The sequence below is a fragment of the Streptomyces sp. NBC_00096 genome, assembly GCF_045041305.1.
GTDB lineage: Bacteria > Actinomycetota > Actinomycetes > Streptomycetales > Streptomycetaceae > Streptomyces.
The window spans coordinates 6,853,218-6,871,192 of sequence record NZ_CP108221.1; the positions used below are offsets into that span (position 1 = coordinate 6,853,218).

General features: G+C 71.2%; 20 protein-coding genes. 11 read left to right on the forward strand and 9 right to left on the reverse strand.

Annotated features, from left to right (window positions below; genetic code table 11):
• Window positions 1-6: 6 nt before the first annotated feature.
• From OG904_RS30645 to OG904_RS30660, 4 genes are all read left to right on the forward strand, one after another.
• Window positions 7-291 carry a hypothetical protein gene (locus OG904_RS30645; RefSeq protein ID WP_405496512.1) on the forward strand — a complete coding sequence of 95 codons (285 nt, stop codon included), beginning with the start codon at window positions 7-9 and terminating at the stop codon, window positions 289-291.
• A 105-nt stretch (window positions 292-396) separates the two neighbouring features.
• Window positions 397-1,935: an FG-GAP-like repeat-containing protein gene (locus tag OG904_RS30650; protein WP_405496514.1), complete on the forward strand. Its 1,539-nt coding sequence runs from the start codon at window positions 397-399 to the stop codon at window positions 1,933-1,935.
• Window positions 1,936-2,207: 272 nt separating this feature from the next.
• A complete protein-coding gene (locus tag OG904_RS30655) occupies window positions 2,208-2,573 on the forward strand; it encodes a protease inhibitor I9 family protein (RefSeq protein ID WP_405496516.1) in 366 nt (121 codons plus the stop codon).
• Between the two features lie 108 nt (window positions 2,574-2,681).
• Window positions 2,682-2,987, forward strand: coding sequence for a hypothetical protein (locus tag OG904_RS30660; RefSeq protein ID WP_405496518.1), 306 nt, complete (start codon window positions 2,682-2,684; stop codon window positions 2,985-2,987).
• A 45-nt stretch (window positions 2,988-3,032) separates the two neighbouring features.
• On the opposite strand, the gene OG904_RS30665 is transcribed toward OG904_RS30660, so the two are convergent.
• Complete coding sequence (locus OG904_RS30665) at window positions 3,033-3,614, reverse strand: DUF5994 family protein (protein ID WP_405496520.1); 582 nt, start codon at window positions 3,612-3,614, stop codon at window positions 3,033-3,035.
• Between the two features lie 282 nt (window positions 3,615-3,896).
• Between OG904_RS30665 and OG904_RS30670 the strand changes: the two genes are divergently transcribed.
• Window positions 3,897-4,985, forward strand: coding sequence for an alcohol dehydrogenase catalytic domain-containing protein (locus OG904_RS30670; RefSeq protein ID WP_405496522.1), 1,089 nt, complete (start codon window positions 3,897-3,899; stop codon window positions 4,983-4,985).
• Between the two features lie 219 nt (window positions 4,986-5,204).
• Window positions 5,205-5,708 (forward strand): flavodoxin domain-containing protein, encoded by a 504-nt coding sequence (locus tag OG904_RS30675; protein ID WP_405496524.1) that lies wholly within the window; start codon window positions 5,205-5,207, stop codon window positions 5,706-5,708.
• 85 nt (window positions 5,709-5,793) lie between these two features.
• On the opposite strand, the gene OG904_RS30680 is transcribed toward OG904_RS30675, so the two are convergent.
• Both OG904_RS30680 and OG904_RS30685 read right to left on the reverse strand, forming a co-directional pair.
• A complete protein-coding gene (locus tag OG904_RS30680) occupies window positions 5,794-6,651 on the reverse strand; it encodes a slipin family protein (RefSeq protein ID WP_405496526.1) in 858 nt (285 codons plus the stop codon).
• Between the two features lie 160 nt (window positions 6,652-6,811).
• Complete coding sequence (locus tag OG904_RS30685) at window positions 6,812-7,441, reverse strand: CBS domain-containing protein (protein ID WP_405496528.1); 630 nt, start codon at window positions 7,439-7,441, stop codon at window positions 6,812-6,814.
• Between the two features lie 230 nt (window positions 7,442-7,671).
• On the opposite strand from OG904_RS30685, the gene OG904_RS30690 reads away from it, so the two are divergent.
• Window positions 7,672-9,387 (forward strand): GAF domain-containing protein, encoded by a 1,716-nt coding sequence (locus tag OG904_RS30690; protein WP_405496530.1) that lies wholly within the window; start codon window positions 7,672-7,674, stop codon window positions 9,385-9,387.
• A gap of 9 nt (window positions 9,388-9,396) precedes the next feature.
• Here the strand turns inward: OG904_RS30690 and OG904_RS30695 are convergent, their stop codons facing one another.
• The 4 genes from OG904_RS30695 to OG904_RS30710 form a co-directional block, all read right to left on the reverse strand.
• A complete protein-coding gene (locus OG904_RS30695) occupies window positions 9,397-10,092 on the reverse strand; it encodes a response regulator (RefSeq protein WP_405496532.1) in 696 nt (231 codons plus the stop codon).
• 44 nt (window positions 10,093-10,136) lie between these two features.
• On the reverse strand, window positions 10,137-10,622 hold the full coding sequence (locus OG904_RS30700) for a cyclic nucleotide-binding domain-containing protein (RefSeq protein WP_405496535.1): 486 nt from the start codon (window positions 10,620-10,622) through the stop codon (window positions 10,137-10,139).
• 463 nt (window positions 10,623-11,085) lie between these two features.
• On the reverse strand, window positions 11,086-11,259 hold the full coding sequence (locus OG904_RS30705) for a hypothetical protein (protein ID WP_405496537.1): 174 nt from the start codon (window positions 11,257-11,259) through the stop codon (window positions 11,086-11,088).
• A 100-nt stretch (window positions 11,260-11,359) separates the two neighbouring features.
• Window positions 11,360-12,481, reverse strand: a complete 1,122-nt coding sequence (locus OG904_RS30710; RefSeq protein WP_405496539.1) for a lytic polysaccharide monooxygenase — start codon at window positions 12,479-12,481, stop codon at window positions 11,360-11,362.
• A 410-nt stretch (window positions 12,482-12,891) separates the two neighbouring features.
• Here OG904_RS30710 and OG904_RS30715 point away from each other — a divergent pair, with 410 nt between their 5' ends.
• From OG904_RS30715 to OG904_RS30725, 3 genes are all read left to right on the forward strand, one after another.
• Window positions 12,892-13,413, forward strand: a complete 522-nt coding sequence (locus OG904_RS30715; RefSeq protein ID WP_405496541.1) for a hypothetical protein — start codon at window positions 12,892-12,894, stop codon at window positions 13,411-13,413.
• Between the two features lie 432 nt (window positions 13,414-13,845).
• Window positions 13,846-14,358, forward strand: coding sequence for a hypothetical protein (locus OG904_RS30720; RefSeq protein WP_405496543.1), 513 nt, complete (start codon window positions 13,846-13,848; stop codon window positions 14,356-14,358).
• Between the two features lie 144 nt (window positions 14,359-14,502).
• Window positions 14,503-15,177 carry a class F sortase gene (locus OG904_RS30725; RefSeq protein WP_405496545.1) on the forward strand — a complete coding sequence of 225 codons (675 nt, stop codon included), beginning with the start codon at window positions 14,503-14,505 and terminating at the stop codon, window positions 15,175-15,177.
• Window positions 15,178-15,242: 65 nt separating this feature from the next.
• On the opposite strand, the gene OG904_RS30730 is transcribed toward OG904_RS30725, so the two are convergent.
• Window positions 15,243-15,911: a hypothetical protein gene (locus OG904_RS30730; protein WP_405496547.1), complete on the reverse strand. Its 669-nt coding sequence runs from the start codon at window positions 15,909-15,911 to the stop codon at window positions 15,243-15,245.
• Window positions 15,912-16,125: 214 nt separating this feature from the next.
• On the opposite strand from OG904_RS30730, the gene OG904_RS30735 reads away from it, so the two are divergent.
• Window positions 16,126-16,671, forward strand: coding sequence for an EF-hand domain-containing protein (locus tag OG904_RS30735; protein ID WP_405496549.1), 546 nt, complete (start codon window positions 16,126-16,128; stop codon window positions 16,669-16,671).
• A gap of 68 nt (window positions 16,672-16,739) precedes the next feature.
• Here the strand turns inward: OG904_RS30735 and OG904_RS30740 are convergent, their stop codons facing one another.
• Window positions 16,740-17,936 (reverse strand): globin domain-containing protein, encoded by a 1,197-nt coding sequence (locus tag OG904_RS30740; RefSeq protein WP_405488953.1) that lies wholly within the window; start codon window positions 17,934-17,936, stop codon window positions 16,740-16,742.
• Window positions 17,937-17,975 lie beyond the last annotated feature (39 nt).

A 17,975-nucleotide genomic window follows, 5' to 3' on the forward strand; every position in this document is an offset into this window, starting at 1 on the left:
TTGCGATTGGTCCAAGCTCACCTGCTCAGCGCGGCCGGTAGCGCGGGCACCCACCGGGACGCCCATCTGCTGCAGGACCTCCTCTGGGCCCACGCCCGCCCGGACCACGCCCTGGAGCACATCCGCGCCCACGCCGTCCCGCACGGCATCGAGCTCGTCCTGTTCGTCCGTGCCGAGACCGAAGCCGTCGCGTCGGGCCGGGCCCACAGTCTCCTGTCGCACGCCGTGGCCCCCATCGGCCGCCTCGGATACGTCGTCGGTTCCACCTCCGACCGGCTCCCCGAGGGCTGAAGCCGAAGGCGGGGATCCCCTGCCGCGGCCCCTCACTTCGCAGTTCCGCCTCCCGGGCTCCGTCCCCGGAGGCCTCCGATACTTCGACCCATCAAGGATTCTGACATGAACATGCTTAGTCGTCTCGCCCTGTCCATAGCCGTCGTCGGTGCGGTCGGCGTCACAACGCCCGGCCCCGCCGTCGCCGATGCCCCGACGCCGGCTGCCGCCGCCTCCAGCACGGCCAACCCGGGCTTCCTGACCCAGTTCACCCCGACGGTTCCCAACCCGACCACTGCCTCGGCAGCGCAGTTGGCCGCAGCCGCCCGGTCGGGGAAGACCGCGGCACCCGCGGCTCTCGGTGCCTTCGCCACCATGGCCGCGGACTCCTCGGCGGGCGGCAGCATCAGCCGGGCTGAGGTCATCGAGCGGGCCCAGTCATGGGTCGACGCAGGCGTGCCGTACAGCATGAGCAGCTACCGCACGGACTCCAACGGCAAGTACCGGACGGACTGTTCGGGCTTCGTCTCCATGGCGTGGCACCTGAACGCCTCCAGCGGGACCAACTGGGGCGAGACCACCGGCACCCTGCTGAACTACACCTCCTCCATCGCCAAGGAGTCCCTCAAGCCGGGCGACATCCTCCTGAACCCCGACTCGGGCGCCAGCGGCCACGTCGTCATCTTCAACGGGTGGACCAGCTCCGATCACTCCACGTACGACGCGTTGGAGGAGTCCGGTGGCAGCGGTGCCGTCCACCACAGCATCCCCTACCCCTACTACAGCGGCCACGGCACCTTCAGCCCCCGCCGTTACGACAACATCCAGGACACCGCCACCCGTGCGGACGTTTCGGGTGATGGTAAGGCGGATCTGATGGTGTTGAGCCCTGACGGCACGATCGGGCTTCGCAGGGGGGCCGGTACGAGTTTCGGTGCGAGTACGACGGTGAGTGCCGGTTGGCAGAACTTCCTGGGTGGGGCGGGTCAGGGTCGGTTGTACTACGCCGACATCGATGGTGATGGCAGGAAGGACCTGTTGGTCCACGGGGTTGACGGTGCGATCGGGGTTCACTTCAACAACGGTTCGGGTACGAGTTTCGGTGCGGACGTGCCGATTTCCTCGGGTTGGCAGAACTACCTCGGTCAGCCCGGTCAGGGGCGGCTGTCTTTCGCGGACATCAACGGTGACGGCAAGGCGGACCTGGTGATTCAGGGTCCTGACGGGTCGATCGCCACCCACCTGGGTTCCGGTACGAGTTTCGGTGCGAACCTTCCGCTGTCTTCGGGTTGGCAGAACTACCTGAGCCAGGCCGGTCAGGGTCGGCTGTCGTTCCCGGACATCAACGGTGACGGCAAGGCCGACCTGGTGATCCAGGGCACTGACGGGTCGATCGCCACCCACCTGGGTTCCGGCACGAGTTTCGGTGCGAACCTTCCGCTGTCCTCGGGCTGGCAGAACTACCTCAGCCAGCCCGGTCAGGGCCGCCTCTACTACTCGGACATCAACGGTGACGGCAAGGCCGACCTGATCATCCAGGGCACCGACGGCACCGTCGCCACCCACCTGGGTTCCGGCACCAGCTTCGGCGCCAACCTCCCCCTCTCCTCGGGTTGGCAGAACTACCTCAGCCAGCCCGGCCAGGGCACCCTCTCCTTCGAGTAACCACGCAGAGCACGCAGAACGGGCAGTACATCCACTTTCACGGCCGGGACGACGAACGCGTCGTCCCGGCCGTCGTCAGCCTGCATGCCGCGAACGAACGCGAACGCGTTGTCCGAGCGCTGCTTCCAGGCCGGTTCGCCGGTGACGCCGGCTAGCGTGCTGAGGGTGGATGCGTGAGGGACATCGTTCCTGCGGTGAATCGGATCCTCAGGCCGGGTGAGTCTCCGCCCCAGGGATCCCTGTGGTGGCGGCGGAGGCGGTATCACATGGTGGTGATCAAGAACTTGTGCCGCGGCCTGGCCGCCACCGCCCTGGCTTTCGCCGTCTTCGCTCCCGCCTTCCCGGCGCACGCCGACGCATACGCGTTCGACGCGCGGGCCGGCCGCACGGAGCCGGGTGCCGAGGAGCTGGGTGCGTACGTCGTCACGCTCGCCCCCGGCGCCGATCCCGCGCGGGTGATGCGCGAGACCGGCATCACGGAGGCCCGGTACGTCTACCGCAGCGTGCTACGGGGCTTCGCGGCCGAACTGAACGAGGCGCAGCTGGCCGCGGTGCAGGCACACCCGGACGTCACCGGGGTCGAGAGGGACGGCGGTGTCGCCGGGGCGCCCCTCCAGCCCTGGGGCTGGGTCGGCTGAGTCAGGGGCCACCGGAACCGGAGCAGATCGTCCGGCTGCCGCCTCTGGCGGGTGACCTGGTGCGTGGCTGCCGGGACGGGCTGGACCCGTCGTGCTTGGCTCAGCCGTATGACCAACTTCCGTACAATCCATCGCCTTGCACGGCTCAGGGTCGGCCTGCCCCTGATCGTTGCGCCGTTGCTGCTGCTCACCGCGGCCACTGCCACTGCCACTGCCGCTGGCACCACCGCTGGCACGTACGCCGAGCCGGTTCCGCCGGTGGACGCTTGCGCGGGCATCACAGTGCCCCTGGGTTACGCGTGCGTGCCCGAGCCCAAGCAGTGCTTCACCACGCCCTGCCCGCAGTACGCGCTCGTTCCGGTCTGCGCCGACGACCCGGCGTTGCCTCCGGAGCAGTCTGCCCCGGAGGCCTGATCCGCACCGGCCACGGTCCTGACCGGCCGGCGGTGCCGGCCGGGCTCACCACCAGGCGCCGACGGAGAGCGGTCCGACCGGGAGTCTGGCGAGGGAACCGATGTCGGATGTGTGCGCCCCGCCCTCGCTCTCCCAGGCGTCCTCGCGGTTGCGCAGCTCGGGCAGTCTGCCGATGACGGCTTCGGCGGCGATCAGCGCCCCCGCGGTCAGGACGCTGCCGGGGACGGAGGCGGCGGCCAGCAGACGGGCTGCGGCGGCGGGTCCGGTCTCGGGCGGGACGACCAGGAGGTCCCAGCGGCCGACGGTGTAGGACAGCAGGATCAGCTTGTCGGGGTCCTGTTCGGTGAACCAGCCCACGTGCACCGTGTGCCCGACCACGGGAACCGTGTGCGGGATGACAGGCCAGCGGGTGGGGTTCACGGTGACGCGGGTGATGCGTCCCCAGGGTTCGGCCAAGGCGGCCACGAGTGCCGGGAGTTCGGCCGTGAGGTCACGGGAGCGGGGCCACCAGGCGCCGTCCAGCTGGCCGGCGAGGGCGGTCTTCGGCGTGAGGGACAGACGCGCGGGGCGAGGGGGAGCGGCAGCGGGAGGTGTTACGGCTGCCGTGCGTTCCAGGACGACGGTCATGATGGAGACCTGCCTCCGGACCGTCCGCAGTTCGACGGCCCGGTGTATTGATCGCCGGAAACGACACCTGAGTTGCATCTGATGCGCGAAGTACTCCCGGTATCTCCACCGTACTCCGGTGCGGAGATCAAAGGCCGTTCCGACCAGGTATTTCTGGTGGTGGGGCCTGGTGGGGACGGTCGGGCCCCGGTGCGGGACCGTCCGGCCCTGTCCGCGGACGGTTGGCGGGGACAGGATGAGCTGACCTTTGCCGGAGCACGCGGAGCAGTGGGAGGTGGCGTCATGAAGGCACTCGTTTTCCAGGGGCCGGGACGCACCGCATGGCAGGAGGTGCCGGATCCCGGCATCAAGGATCCCGCCGACGTGATCGTGCGCGTCGATGCCGTGACCATCTGCGGCACGGACCTGCACATCGTCAAGGGTGATCTGCCGGACGTGGTTCCGGGGCGCGTGCTCGGTCACGAGGCCGTGGGCACGGTGGTGGAGGGCGGCGGTGACGTCCGTTCGGTGCGGCCCGGCGATCGGGTGCTGGTGTCCTGTATCTCCGCGTGCGGCCGGTGCCGGTTCTGCCGTGAGAGCCGCTACGGACAGTGCCGCGGGGGAGGCGGCTGGGTGCTCGGCCACACCATCGACGGCACCCAGGCCGAGTACGTCCGCGTGCCGTTCGCCGACCTGTCCGTGCATCCGCTGCCGGACGCGGTCGACAGCGCCGAGGCCGTCCTGCTCGCGGACATCTTCCCCACCTCCTACGAGGTGGGGGTGCTGAACGGCAACGTGCGGCCCGGGGACACCGTCGTCGTGGTCGGCGCCGGACCCGTGGGACTCGCGGCCATCGCCACGGCCCGGCTCTACTCGCCGGCCCGCGTCATCGCCGTCGACCTCGCGCCGTCCCGGCTGGCGAAGGCGCGCGAGCTGGGGGCGGACGCGGTCGTGAACGCCGCCGAGGAACCGGAGATGCTCGTGGGCGACTTGACCGACGGTCTCGGCGCGGACGTGGTGATGGAGGCCGTCGGGGTGCCCGAGACCTTCGAGATGTGCACCCGCATGGTCCGCCCGGGCGGCCGGGTCGCGAACATCGGCGTCCACGGCAAGCCCGCGACCCTGCACCTCGAAGACCTGTGGACCAAGGACGTCACCATCACCACCGGGCTCGTGGACACCTCCTCCACGCCGATGCTGCTGCGCATGCTGGCGGCCGGACGCCTGCCGACCTCGTCGCTGATCAGCCATCGTTTCGGGCTGGGGCAGATGGAGGAGGCGTACGAGGTGTTCTCCCGCGCCGGTGACACGGGTGCGCTGAAGGTCGTACTCGGCGGGCCGCGCCACGACGACCTGGCCATTTCGAACCCTTCGCGCGTGCAGAAGACCTGAGGGCCCGGGTGCGCCCCGTCGGCCCTGCCCCGCGGACGTCCCACGGGGTGACCCTGAAGTGCGGACCCCTTCCGGTTCCGCTCCCGAAGAGGTGATCCACCATGCCTCGGATCCAGATCTCGGCACCCCGGCCACGGCCGCACCGCCCCCCGCCCCTCGACCTGCGCACACCGTCGGGACGCGTCCTGCCGTACTGAAGACAGCGAAGGAGGCCGGACCGTGAACGCACAGCGGGTACTGGTCGCTTACGGTAGCAAGCACGGCGCGACCGCCGGCATCGCGGAGGAGATCGGCAGGTCGCTGCGCGACGACGGCTTCGAGGTGGTCGTCGCACCCGCCCAGGACGTGGACGACGTACGCGGCTACGACGGCGTGGTCCTGGGCGGTTCGCTGTACGCCGGCCGCTGGAACAACAGGGCCCGGCGCTGCGCCGAACGCAACGGCGAGCACCTGCGCCACCGCCCGGTCTGGCTGTTCAGCAGCGGTCCGGTGGACGGTTCCGCCGAGCAGCGGGACCTGACACCCGTACGGGACGCCGCCCGGGCGATGGAGCGGGTCGGAGCCCGCGAACACGTCACCTTCGGCGGCAGCATCACGGCCACGACCCCCGGCCTGCTGGCCCGGATCCTGGTGCGCCAGGGCAAGGCCGGAGACTTCCGCAACCCCGAGCGGATCCGGACCTGGGCCCGGCAGATCGGCGCCGAACTAGCCGTGACCCGCTGAACGCCACGCGCCGCGGCCGGTGCCGCCGTACGGAGGACGATTCCTTCCTCCGTACGGCGGCACCGGCCGCGGCGTCGGCCGCCGGTCACACGCTCTTGGCGGCTCCGTTCGGCTGGGGAGGACCGGGGATCGTCGTGGTGAGCTCCGCCGCACGTGGTGCCTGGCGCGTCGCGGCCGCGCTCTCGCGGGCCAGGAAGGCGCCGAGTTCGCCGATGGTGCTCATCAGCGGGGCGGGGAAGACCACGGTGGTGTTCTTGTCGACGCCGATCTCCACCAGGCTCTGCAGGTTGCGCAGTTGCAGGGCGAGGGGGTGGGCCATCATCGTGTCGGAGGCGTCGCCGAGCGCGGCGGCGGCCATCGATTCGCCCTCCGCGTTGATGATCTTGGCCCTCTTCTCCCGTTCGGCCTCGGCCTGGCGGGCCATCGCGCGCTTCATGCTGTCGGGCAGCTGGATGTCCTTCAGCTCGACCAGGGTGACCTCGACACCCCATTCGGCGGTGGTGACATCGAGGATCTCGCGGATGCCCAGGTTGATGCGGTCGGTCTCCGACAGGGTTTCGTCCAGGGTGTGCTGCCCGACGACCTTGCGCAGGGTGGTCTGGGCGATCTGGTTGATGGCCGCGCCCACGTTCTCGATGGCGATGACCGACTTCACGGCGTCCACGACGCGGAAGTAGGCGACCGCGGAGACGTCGACGCTGACGTTGTCCCGGGTGATGATGCCCTGGGACTGGATGGGCATGGTGACGATCCGCAAGGACACCCGGTGCAGGACGTCCGCGAACGGCACGATGACCCGCAGGCCCGGCGCGCGGGTCCCGATGAGCCTGCCGAAGCGGAACAGCACGCCCTGCTCGTACTGTTTGACGATCTTCAGGGCCATCGGCAGCCCTATCAGGGCGACCACGGCCAGGGCGATCAGCGCGAAGATCAGGACTTCCATGAAGGTGCTCCTCACGAAGTGCGGTGGCGGAGCGGGGGGATGACCCGGGTCCGTCTGCAGGGCTCCGTACCGGTGCGACCGGAGGCGGTGAGCCTGCCTCGCCTCCATGCTCGCGCGGTGCGGGCGGTGCGGGCAGGGGCCGAACGGTCCACATCCCGCGTCAGCGGGGTACGTCTTCGGCGCCGCGGTCCGGCGGAGCGGTACGGGTGCGGGCGTCGTCGGAGCGGGCCGTGAGCCGGTCGATGACCGTCACCACACCGTCCAACTGACCGGCGAGCCGGAGCGCGACGGGAATCTGGCTGCTCCTGGGCAGGAGGCCGGCCAAGGTGGCCACCCCGTCCACGACACGCACGCTCACGGCATCGGCACCGATGCCCATCGTGTCCGCCAGCACCTCCTCGGCGAGCACCCGGCGTATCTCGTCGTCGGGGCGCAGGAACACGCGCAACAGGTCCCGTCGCGTCACGATGCCGACCAGACGGTCCTCGTCGTCGACGACGGGCAGCCGCGCCACGCCGCACCGGGCCATGAGGCGCGCGGCCTCGGTGACCGTCTGTTCGCCGTGGACGGTGACCGCCGGCGCGGACATCAGGTCCCGGGCGGTGGGGCGGTCGCGGGCGAGCAGATCCGTCCGCGCGACGACCCCGATGACGCGATCGTCCTCGTCCACCACCGGCACTCCGCCGATGTCGTGCTCGACGAGCAGCGAGGCCACGTCCGCGAACGGAGCCCTCCCGGGGACCGAGACGACCTCGTCGGTCATCAGGAAGCCGACCTTGGCGTGCTTCATGTGCGACCCTCCCGTCGGCGCCGGCCGCGGACCCGCCTCGCGGCGAGCCCTCACCAGCCACCATCCGCCGCCGCGGGCCCACTCGGCGAGTGCCGAACGGGCCTGTACGGGGACTGACCGGTCCTCGGCGGCGTGCCGTCGCCGCCGTGGTGCGTGGTGGGTCAGAGGAGACGTAGGACTACGCTGAAGGTCTGGCGGGTGCGCAGCGCGCCCCGCCGCCGGAGGTGTCCATGGCTGGAGACGATCGCGATGCGTCGGCGAGCCGGATTCCGCAGCCGAGGCCGGACGGGCTCCAGGCACAGCTCACCGACGCGCGGGGCACCCGGGACCGGCTGACGGGCCTGCTGGAGGCGGTCATGTCGCTGGGGCAGGAGCTGGACCTGGCCCAGGTGCTGCGCGGCATCGTGGAGGCCGCGGTCGTCCTGGTGGACGCGGAGTACGGTGCGCTGGGCGTGGTGGGGGACGACGAGAAACTCGCCGAGTTCCTCCCGGTGGGCATCGGCGCCCAGCTCCGGGCGCGGATCGGAGCCCTGCCCACCGGACACGGACTGCTGGGCGAGCTGATCAGGCATCCGCGGCCCCTGCGCCTGGAAAACCTCTCGGAGCATCCGGCCTCCGCCGGCTTCCCGGAGCACCACCCGCCGATGCGCTCCTTCCTCGGCGTGCCGATCCGGGTCCGGGACGAGGTGTTCGGCACCCTCTACCTGACGGAGAAGCGGGGCGGGAAGGGCTTCGACGCGGAGGACGAAGGGGTCCTGTCCACCCTCGCGGTCGCCGCCGGCGTCGCCGTGGACAACGCCCGCCTCTACGAGGAGGTCCGCCTCCGGGAACGCTGGTCGGCGGCCGGCTCGGACTTCACGAGCGCGCTGCTGTCGGGCTCCTCCGAGATCGAGGTACTGGAAGGCATGCTCGAGCGGGCCCGGGACATCATCTCCGCCGAGATGTGCGTGTTCTACCAGGTGGGGCCCAGCGGTGAGCTGCGCGGGTCGCTGGCCCTGGGCGCCGGTGCCGAAGCGCACCGCGGGATCGTGCTGCCCGGCGGCGAGGGGATCCTGACCGCGGCCGTCCTGGCGCGGGACGGACTGGTCACCCTGGCCGATGTGGCCACCGACGCCCGGATCGCGGCGCAGCCGGACGTCTGGACGGGCTTCGGGCCGGCCGTGGCCGTCACGGTGGGCACCAAGGCGAAGCTGCGGGGGGTGCTGATGCTCGCGCGCCGCAGCGGGCGGCCCTCGTTCACCGCGGTCGAGGTCGCGCCCCTGCCCGGCTTCGCAGGGCAGGCGGCCCTGGCGCTGGAGCTGGCCGACCGCCGCCGGGACACCGAGCAGGTGCGCCTGCTCGCGGACCGGGACCGGATCGCCCGCGACCTGCACGACCTGGCGATCCAGCGGCTCTTCGCGACCGGGATGACCTTGCAGAGCGCCCAGCGCTTCGTCGGGCACCCCGAGGCGTCCGAGAGGCTGGACCGGGCCATCGACGACCTGGACGAGACGATCAAGATCATCCGTACGACCATCTTCGGACTCCGCGACCACGAGGCTGCGGGCGCTGCCCCCAGACTCCGGGTCCGCGCGGTGCGGGCCGTCAGCGAGGCGGCGGCGGTTCTCGGGTTCGCGCCCGCCCTGCGCATGGAGGGGCTGATCGACACGGACGTACCGGCCCCGGTCGCCGACGACGTGGCCGCCGTCCTCGGGGAGGCCCTCACCAATGTGGCCCGGCACGCGGGGGCGGCGCGGGCGGAGGTCGCGATCGTCCTGGCGGACGGCGTACTGGCCGTGACGGTGAGTGACGACGGAGTGGGTGTCGCGGACGGCGGCCGTCGCAGTGGTCTGCGCAACCTCGCGGAGCGCGCCGAGGCCCGCGGGGGCGGACTGTCCGTCTCGCCGCGCCCGGACGGCGGCGGAACCCGTCTGGACTGGCGGATCCCGCTCGGCCCTCCGCGCTGAGTCCGGGCCTCAGCGACCGGTTTCGTCGTGCTCGCGGACTTCGGCGGCGATCACGGCTGCCTGGACGCGGCGTTCCACCCCGAGCTTGGCGAGCAGCCGGGAGATGTGGTTCTTGACCGTCTTCTCGGACAGGAAGAGGCGTTTGCCGATCTGACGGTTGGTGAGGCTCTCGCCGATGAGTTCGAGCACGGCGCGCTCCCGCTCGGTGAGCACCTCCAGCCGCTGGTCCTCGACCGGCTTACCGGCGGTGGGGTCCCGGAGCGAACGCATCAGGCGCGCCGTCGTCGCGGGGTCGAGCATCGACTGCCCCGTCGCCACGGTCCGGATGGCGGCGACCAGGTCCGAACCCTTGATCTGCTTCAGGACGTACCCGGCGGCCCCGGCCATGATCGCGTCGAGCAGCGCGTCCTCGTCGTCGAAGGACGTCAGCATGAGACAGGCGAGGTCCGGCATGCGCGAGCGCAGCTCGCGGCAGACGGTGATGCCGTCGCTGTCGGGCAGCCGGACGTCGAGCACCGCCACGTCCGGCCGCAGCGCGGGCCCCCGGGCCAGGGCCTGTGCGGCCGTCGCGGCCTCGCCGACCACCTGGATGTCGGGCTCGGCGTCCAGGAGGTCGCGCAGACCGCGGCGGACGACTTCGTGGTCGTCGAGGAGGAACACACGGGTGGAAGCCTGGGCGGCAGCAGCCGGCTGTGCATCGGACATCCACGCCACACCCTCGGGTCGGGATACGTCTGGCGTCAATTGTCTCAGATGACGCTCCCGCTGCCGTGGGGCGCGTACAGGTCGAGGAGCCGGATCTGGGCGGAGACCAGCCGGTGGACGAGCACCTGACCCACCCAGTGCCACATCGCGGACGCGAGCGCGGGGTCGGAGTCCATCAGCGTGCGCACGGCGGCCGCGTCGAACTCGTCGGTGCGCACCGGCGTCATGGCCTCCGCGCCGAAGTGCCAGGTGAAGGGACGGAACAGCCAGGACCAGCCGACGAGCTCGCCGGGACCGACGGTCTCCACCACCGCGGCCTGCCGGCCGGGTACGTGCACGTCCATGCCGACGCTGCCCGACCGGATGATCCAGAACCGGTCGGCGTGCCCGTTCTGGTTGAACAGGCGCGCGCCGGCCGGGAAGTTCGCCTCGTGGGCCAGCGCCATCAGACTGTCGCGGTGCTCAGGGGACAGGGCGTGGGTGAAGCGGTCGGGGGAAGACGTGAGCCGGTGGATGGCGCTGGTGCTCATGGCGGTTCTCCGTTCGGGTCCACCTTCACTGTCCACCGGCGCCACCCGGCCCGGGAAGGGCCGATCGGTACCCTCCTCCCCGGCCCGGGCGGCCCACCGGTAACGCCCCGGCGGGGCGATCAGCAGGTCCAGGACCAGCCGGGGGACCTCCGGCAGGCCGGTCCCGTGGGTGACCAGCCCGCCTCCCGGCAGCCAGCCCTCCAGTCCTCCAGGCCTCCAGCCCTCCGGACCTTGGGCGGGGTCCGGCCGGACATCCTGATCATGGCCAGGTCAAGGGGGTCCAGGGGGTCCACGAGGTCCAGCGGCCGTCGGCATCTCCTCGGCCGACCCGTCCGCCCCGGCGCACCTGTGCTGCTCGATCCCGGTGCGGATGGTGATCCACTCCGGCGGGAGCTCCGGCCTCTCCGCCAGGTCCCGGATGGTGAATTCGGGGCCGGGTGAGGGATTGGGCCGGGCCGCGCCGTCACGGTCCTTGACGCCCTTCGTCCAGTTTCCGACGCAGGCGCATGAGCGCGGCGTGGTCGGCGACGGCGGCGAGCGCGGTGATCAGGGTGTGAATCCGTGACTCGTCGCCGTCGTGGACCGCGCGCTCCAGATCCGCGATCAACGCGTCCGTCTCGTCCGGGTCTTGGGGCATCTCTTCCAGGGACCTGCTCCGAGTGGTGTGGCCCGGTCCTCCGGGGGGAGGGGAGGGCCGGGCCACGATGGTGGGGCCGCGCGGGCGGTGCTTCCGCCGGTCAGCGGGTGCGGCGGTCGCGGCGTCGTGCGGTCACGATCCGGGAGGTGATGCCGAGGGCGAGGACGACCGTGCCGGTGAGGGCGATGAGGGGGGTGGTGTTGCTGCTGCCGGTTTCGGCGAGGTTCTCGTCATCGAGGGGGGAGGAACCGCCGTTGGGTCGGGTGCCGTGGGTGGAGGACGCGGGGTTGGTGTGGGGGTCGTTGTCGCCGTGGCCTGCGTGTTCGACGGTGGACATGGGGGTGCCTTGGGCGATCTGCGTGTCGGTGGGGGTTTTGGCGTAGGGGCAGTCGGGTGTGCCGATGCGGTCCCAGCGCCCGCGCCCGGGACGGCCGGGCTTACCGGGCTTCGTGGGCCGGACGCTCGGCGAGCCGGTGGTGGAACCGGTGGATCCCGATCCTCCGGTCGAGCCCGTACCGCCAGTGGTGCCGGAGCCCCCGGTGGTGGCTCCGCCTGTGGAGGATCCGCCTGGCGTGCTGCTGTCGTTGCCGGCGCCGAAGACCACGTCTGAGCAGCTGTAGAAGGCTTCGGGGCTGTCGGTGCGCTGCCAGATGGCGTAGATGAGGTGGCGGCCGGTGCGTTGGGGCACCGAGGCGGTGAAGACGTAGTCCTGGCCCTGCATTTGGGGGTTGCTGACGCTCGCGAACGGCTTGTCCTCGAGGTCGGACCATTTAAGGGGTTTGGTGGGGTCGTAGCCGTTGTTGGTGATGTAGAGCTGGAAGGCGCCCGCGTGCGGGGCGGTGCCCTTGTAGTGGAAGGCGTGCTGTCCGGAGCTCATGGGGCTGGCGGGCCAGTCTCCGCGGGGCAGGTCGAGGCCTTTGAAGGTGGGGTTGGCGGCGGAGCAGAGTTGTCCGTCGGGGATGATCTGGCGGCTGCGGCCGCCCGCGTCGGGGATGTTGACCGCGTTCCAGTCGTAGAAGGCCTGCTTTCCGCTGGCTGCGATGGCGGCTTTGCAGGCCGCGGAGCTCGGATTCTCCGGTCCTTCCGCGTAGCAGGCGGCGACCCGGCTGACGGGGTCGGTCATCGATCCGTGCGCGGCCGCGGGAAGGGCGGCGTAGGCGGCGATGCCGAGTGGCACCAGGGTGAGGGTGGCGGTACGGACGGCGGAGCGGCGAGCGGACACAGGTGGATCTCCTCAACGGGTGGCACACGTCCTCGAACGCCGAAGGAGGAACGCACGGCGCCCACCCCTGTCCCCTGGGGTCCGGCGCCGCACGATGCGACTCCCTGACATCGACGAACGTAGCCACGGTCCCGCCGGGTACCGGGAGGCTTCCAGCCGGCTTACGGCGGTCTTAAGTCCCGGCTAAACCGAACACGCGGACCATCGCGCGACCCGGCGGCACCGCGGATCCGGCCGCGGGCGACAGCACCGCGCCGCCTGGCGGTATGCCGCATCCGAGGTCATCGGTGCTTTATCCGCAATCCGGGACGTGGTGCACACCTTGATCCAGAGTGGCGCATAATCACTCCCGCGGTGGCGCGAAACTGACCCTTCGTGCCGGAGCCGTCACACAGGTATCAGGGGGGAACATGACTCACGGACGTTTGCACACGGTGCGGGTGCCGGACGGTGCGGGGGAACTCGCCGGACTGCTCGTCGCCGTGCGGCGGGCCAGGGTTGTCGAGGTGACGGGACCGGGGGAGTCCGGCAGGCGTCTCGTGCGGGCGGCTGCCGAGCGATTGGCCTCCAACTTCCTCGACGGCGTGGCCGTGGTGGAACTCGAGCACCCGCACGGTCCGGCCGAGTTGTGGGCGGCGCTCGGCTCGGTCGAGGGGATGCCGTTCCTGCCGTTCGGCACGGGGGATCCGATCCGGTGGCTGGCGGGACAGGACGTCCTGCTCGTCCTGGGAGGCAGCGACCATCTCTCCATCGAGGCTCGGATCTGGCTCCGGCGTCTGCGGGGAAGGGGGCCCGGAGTACGGCTGCTGATGGCGGGTCGGCACTCGCTGGGCCTCGGAGACGCGGAAACGCTCCCCATGTGGCGAGGGCCGCGGCGCGACCACCCTGAGGCTGACACGTGCCACTCGATGGCTGCGCCCTTTTCGCGATAGGAGATCGCCCCTGCTGCGGGCCCTTCGTGCAGTCCGCTTCGACGGTTGCGGCCAGGCCGTGGCCGTCGAAGCGGTGCACGCAGCGCCGTGAGGGGACGGCGTACCCGCGGAGGACGACTTGCGCGAGCAGGCGGAGTTGGACGGAAGACCGGACTACTTCCCTCTCCAGCACCCCGGTTGCCGGTGCGGGGTCCGACGCCTGATCTGTCATCCGTTCGGCCGAATTTTGCGAGGCCATGATCGAATGGACCGGATATGCCGTCTCACCTGCGAAGTTGATGAATCTCACGCCCTGGCGTGTCCGTGACACGCCGAACGGGTGACGCTGCTCCGGGATGCGCCGTACGGGCGCCGGCCGTGTGCTGATCCCGAGACGCGGTTCCTGCCTTACACGGGGGTGGCTCCGTGGCCGCGTTCAAGGGGAGAAGACTCATGCGTACGTCCTCGATACTCACCGGTGGTGCCCTCGTCCTCGCCGCCGGCTTCGGTCTGGCGGCCCCGGCGTCGGCTGCCGCCAACCCGGTCGTGATCCAGCCCAACCCGGTTGCTCCGGGCGGCCAGTTCTCCGTCTTCGACGGCGGCAACTGCAAGGGCAAGGAAGGCCTGGCCACCTTCAAGACCGGTGCCACCGGTTCCGACATCCCGACCGTCAAGCTCGCCACCCTCAAGAACGAGGTGGGCGGCGTCGGCACCGTCCCGGCGAGCACCAAGCCCGGCGCCTACGAGGTGTCCGTGGTCTGCGACGACGGCAAGGGCAATGTCGAGGGTCCCTTCACCGGCACCCTCACCGTCTCCGCCGCGCATCCCAAGGGCGCGGTGAAGACCGGACTCGGCGGCACCCAGAGCACCGGAACGAACCTCGCGGCCGGCATCGGGGCACTCGGCGCCGCGGCCGTCGGCGGAGTGTGGGTGATGCGCCGCCGGGGGGCCTCCGGCCAGGCCTGACCGACCTGCGGCACGGGCCGCACACACGCACACACGCACGGACACACAGACACACCCGTACGTAGCGCTGCCGGATTCGGCGTCCCGAGCCCGGATCCGGCACCGCCGTGCGCCACCGGCATCACACCGACCAGGGGGACGTACGTGACGGACGGACGTCGTTGGGGGAACCGGACCGTCGGGTCCCTGGCCGCACTCGCGGCGGCTGCGGGGATCTGGCTGATCACCACCGACGACGTGCCCCAGCCCCCACCCCAGCCCTCGCAGGCCCAAGGACTCCTGGGCACCCAGCGACGTCTGCTCGGCGAGCTGCGCGACGAGGGCCGGCCCGACCCCGCGCCCACGGCCGGGACCCGGCCGCAGGCCCTGGCCCCGGCCGTGCCCGAACGCGTCCGGATACCCTCGCTGCGCATCGACGCCCCGCTCACGGCGCTGGGCCTGGAGAGCGACGGCAGCCTCCAGGCACCCCCGCCCGGCGACAAGAACCTCGCGGGCTGGTACGCGGGCGGTGCTTCCCCGGGTGCCAACGGAACGGCCCTGATTGCCGGACACGTCGACGACAAGCAGGGCCCGGCCGTCTTCTACCGGCTCGGGGCCCTGAAGAAGGACGAGCGGATAGAGGTCCTCCGCCGGGACGGCAGCACGGCCGTCTTCACCGTCGACGCGATCGAGGTCCACGACCGCGAGGGCTTCCCCGACGACCAGGTGTACGGAGCCACGGGCCGCCCCGAACTACGCCTCATCACCTGCGGCGGCACCTACACGAAGAAGACCGGCTACCCGGCCAACGTCGTCGTCTACGCCCACCTCGCGGACTAGGCCGTCCCTTCCGGATCTTGCGGGCCCCCGGCCACCCCGCGCCTTCGCCAGATGCGGGTTGCGGGTCAGTGGCCGGTGGTGAGGCCGGTGATGAACTTGCGGCAGCGGCCCCCGGTGACGGGGGTGATGCCGTGGATCAGCTGGGCTCCGTAGGCCACGGCGGTGCCGGTGGAGGCCGGGGTGGTCCACCGGGTGCCCGTGACGGTGTGGATCCAGTCGGTGTCCTGTTCGCCCCGGGAGATCTTGTCGTGGGGGGCGATGCGGGTGAAGCGCATGCCGGGTGCGTAGCCGGGGTGGGGGCCCTCGCCGAGGCGTTCGTCCCAGAGGCCGGTGCTGGAACTGGTCTCGATGAAGAAGTCCCCACCGACGGCGGCGTCCTGGATGGTCACGCCGATGCGGGCGACGTGGCGGGGGAAGGCGAGGGGGTCGGGGCCGATGCCGTCGAGGTGGCGGACGGCTCCTTCGCCGGGGCCGAACTCGATGTACTGCCAGGGAGAAGCCCCGTCCGCGGACGGGAACGCCTGCCGCAGCGCGGGCAGGTGCGTCCGTACGGCACCGTCCAGAACGCGCTGGACCGGGTCCGGCAGGTTCGTCAGTTCCTCACCTACGTACGAGGGCCGCCAGCCGGTGGCCGCGAGGTGGGCGTCAAGGAGCGCGGTGAGTTCGCTGATCTCTTTCGGGGTGAGGAACCCGTCCACGGTGTGGGTGGCGAGGGTCTCCGTCAGAGTGATCATGATCATCCTCCTGGAACACGGTGGCGGGGAACCGGGTGCGCGGGTGAAGCGGAGAGCGAGCCAATCCTCGGCCCCGGGTCCGGGGCGCGGGCGAGCGCGAGGGCGGCGCACGGGAGCACGTCCGCGCCCCCCGGCGCATGCCGGGAGCGGACCCTCGGGCTGGCTAGCCTCGGTGCCCAGATCTCACCCGACTCTCCGAAAAAGGGGCTGGACGATGACCGACGCCGAGACCTACCGGGCCAAGATGGCCGCACGGTTCCACACCTTTGACCATGACGGCGACGGCGAACTCACCCGCCACGACTTCCACTGCATGGCCCGCCGTGTCGCCGAGACCTTCGGGGTGGCCGACGGGAGCGAGGCGGACCTGCGGCTGACGGCCGCCGCCGACCGCTACTGGGAGGGGATGGCGGGCCTCGCCGACGTCGACCGCGACGAACGGATCACCCGGGAGGAGTTCGTCACCGCCGCCTGGGCCGGCCTGCACCGTGATCCCGGCGCCTTCGCCGGCATCGCGCTGCCCTGGCACCGGGCCGTCCTCGACGTGGCGGATCCCGGCTTGGTGCGGGGGAGCAGTACCCCGTCGACGGTCGCGCGCGTACTGGTGGCGCTCGGCGCGGAGACGGACCGGGCGAGCCTGATCGCGGCCGAGCACGGCACCGACCCCTCGGGACGCATCGCCCACGAGGAGATCCTGCGCGAGGTGGAGCAGTACTACACGACCGCCGCTCCCCAGCGCGCCTTTCCCGTGCCCGCCTGACAGGGCGGTTGCCTGCCTGACAGGGCGTCGCCGGGTCGCCGTGTTCCCGCGTTGCCCCGGTGCGGCCGTCAGGCCGAGGCGAGCCACAGGTCGGGGCCGAAGACCTCGTAGTGGATGTCGGCGGGGGTGATGCCCTTGGTGATGAGTTGTTCGCGTGCGGCGCGCATGAAGGGGAGGGGGCCGCAGAGGTAGGCGTGGGTGCCGGGGGCGACGGGGATGTCCGTCAGGTCCAGGCGGCCCTCCCGGTCGCCGGGTTCGGTGTTGGTTTCGTACCAGAAGTGGGCGGTGGCGTCGGGGAGTTTGTGGGTGAGGGCGCGGTGGTCGGTGCGCAGGGGGTGGTCGGCGGGGGAGCGGTCGGCGTGCAGGACGGTGACGGGGGCGGTGTGTGCGGTGTCGGCGAGGTGTTCCAGCATGGAGAGGATGGGGGTGCAGCCGATGCCGGCGGAGGCGAGGATGAGGGGCGCGGTGGTGTCCTGGAGGGTCAGGTCGCCGTAGGGGGTGGAGACGTTGAGGGTGTCGCCGGTGCGGACTTCGGTGTGGAGGTGGTTGGAGACTTCGCCGTCGGGGCCGGTGGCGGCGGGGCCGTGGACGCGTTTGACGGTGATGGAGCGGATGGGGGAGCCGGGGGCGCTGGAGAGGCTGTACTGGCGGATCTGGCGGGCGCCGTCGGGGAGTTCGACCTGGACGGAGACGTACTGGCCGGGCTTGAAGGCGGGCATGGGGGAGCCGTCGGCGGGGGTGAGGTGGAAGGTGGTGCAGTCCGCGGTCTCCTCCACGCGGGCGGCGACGGTCCAGGGGCGCCAGACGTCTGCGGCCGTGACCTGCTGCTCGGCGTAGAGGCGTTCCTCGATGGTGGTGAGGGCGCCCGCCATCAGCCAGTAGACCTCGTCCCAGGCTTCGGCGACCTCGGGGGTGAGGGCGTCGCCGAGGATCTCCGCGATGGCTTCGAAGAGGTACTTGTGGACGATCGGGTACTGCTCGCGGGTGACGCCGAGGGAGGCGTGTTTGTGGGCGATGCGGCCCAGCATCACGTCGGGGCGGGTGTCGGGGTGCGTGACCAGGTGGGTCGCGAAGGCGGCGATGGAGCCGGCGAGGGCCTGTTTCTGCAGGCCGGCGTTCTGGTTGCCGCGGTTGAACAGGTCCCGGATCAGCTCGGGGTGGGCCGTGAACAGCTTCCCGTAGAAGAGCTCCGTGATGTCACCGATCGCCGCGCCCACGGCGGGCAGGGTGGCTCGAACGGTCGCGGTCGACTTCTCGGAAAGCAAAACGGACTCCTGGGGACTTTTGTCGCCGGACGGCGGACT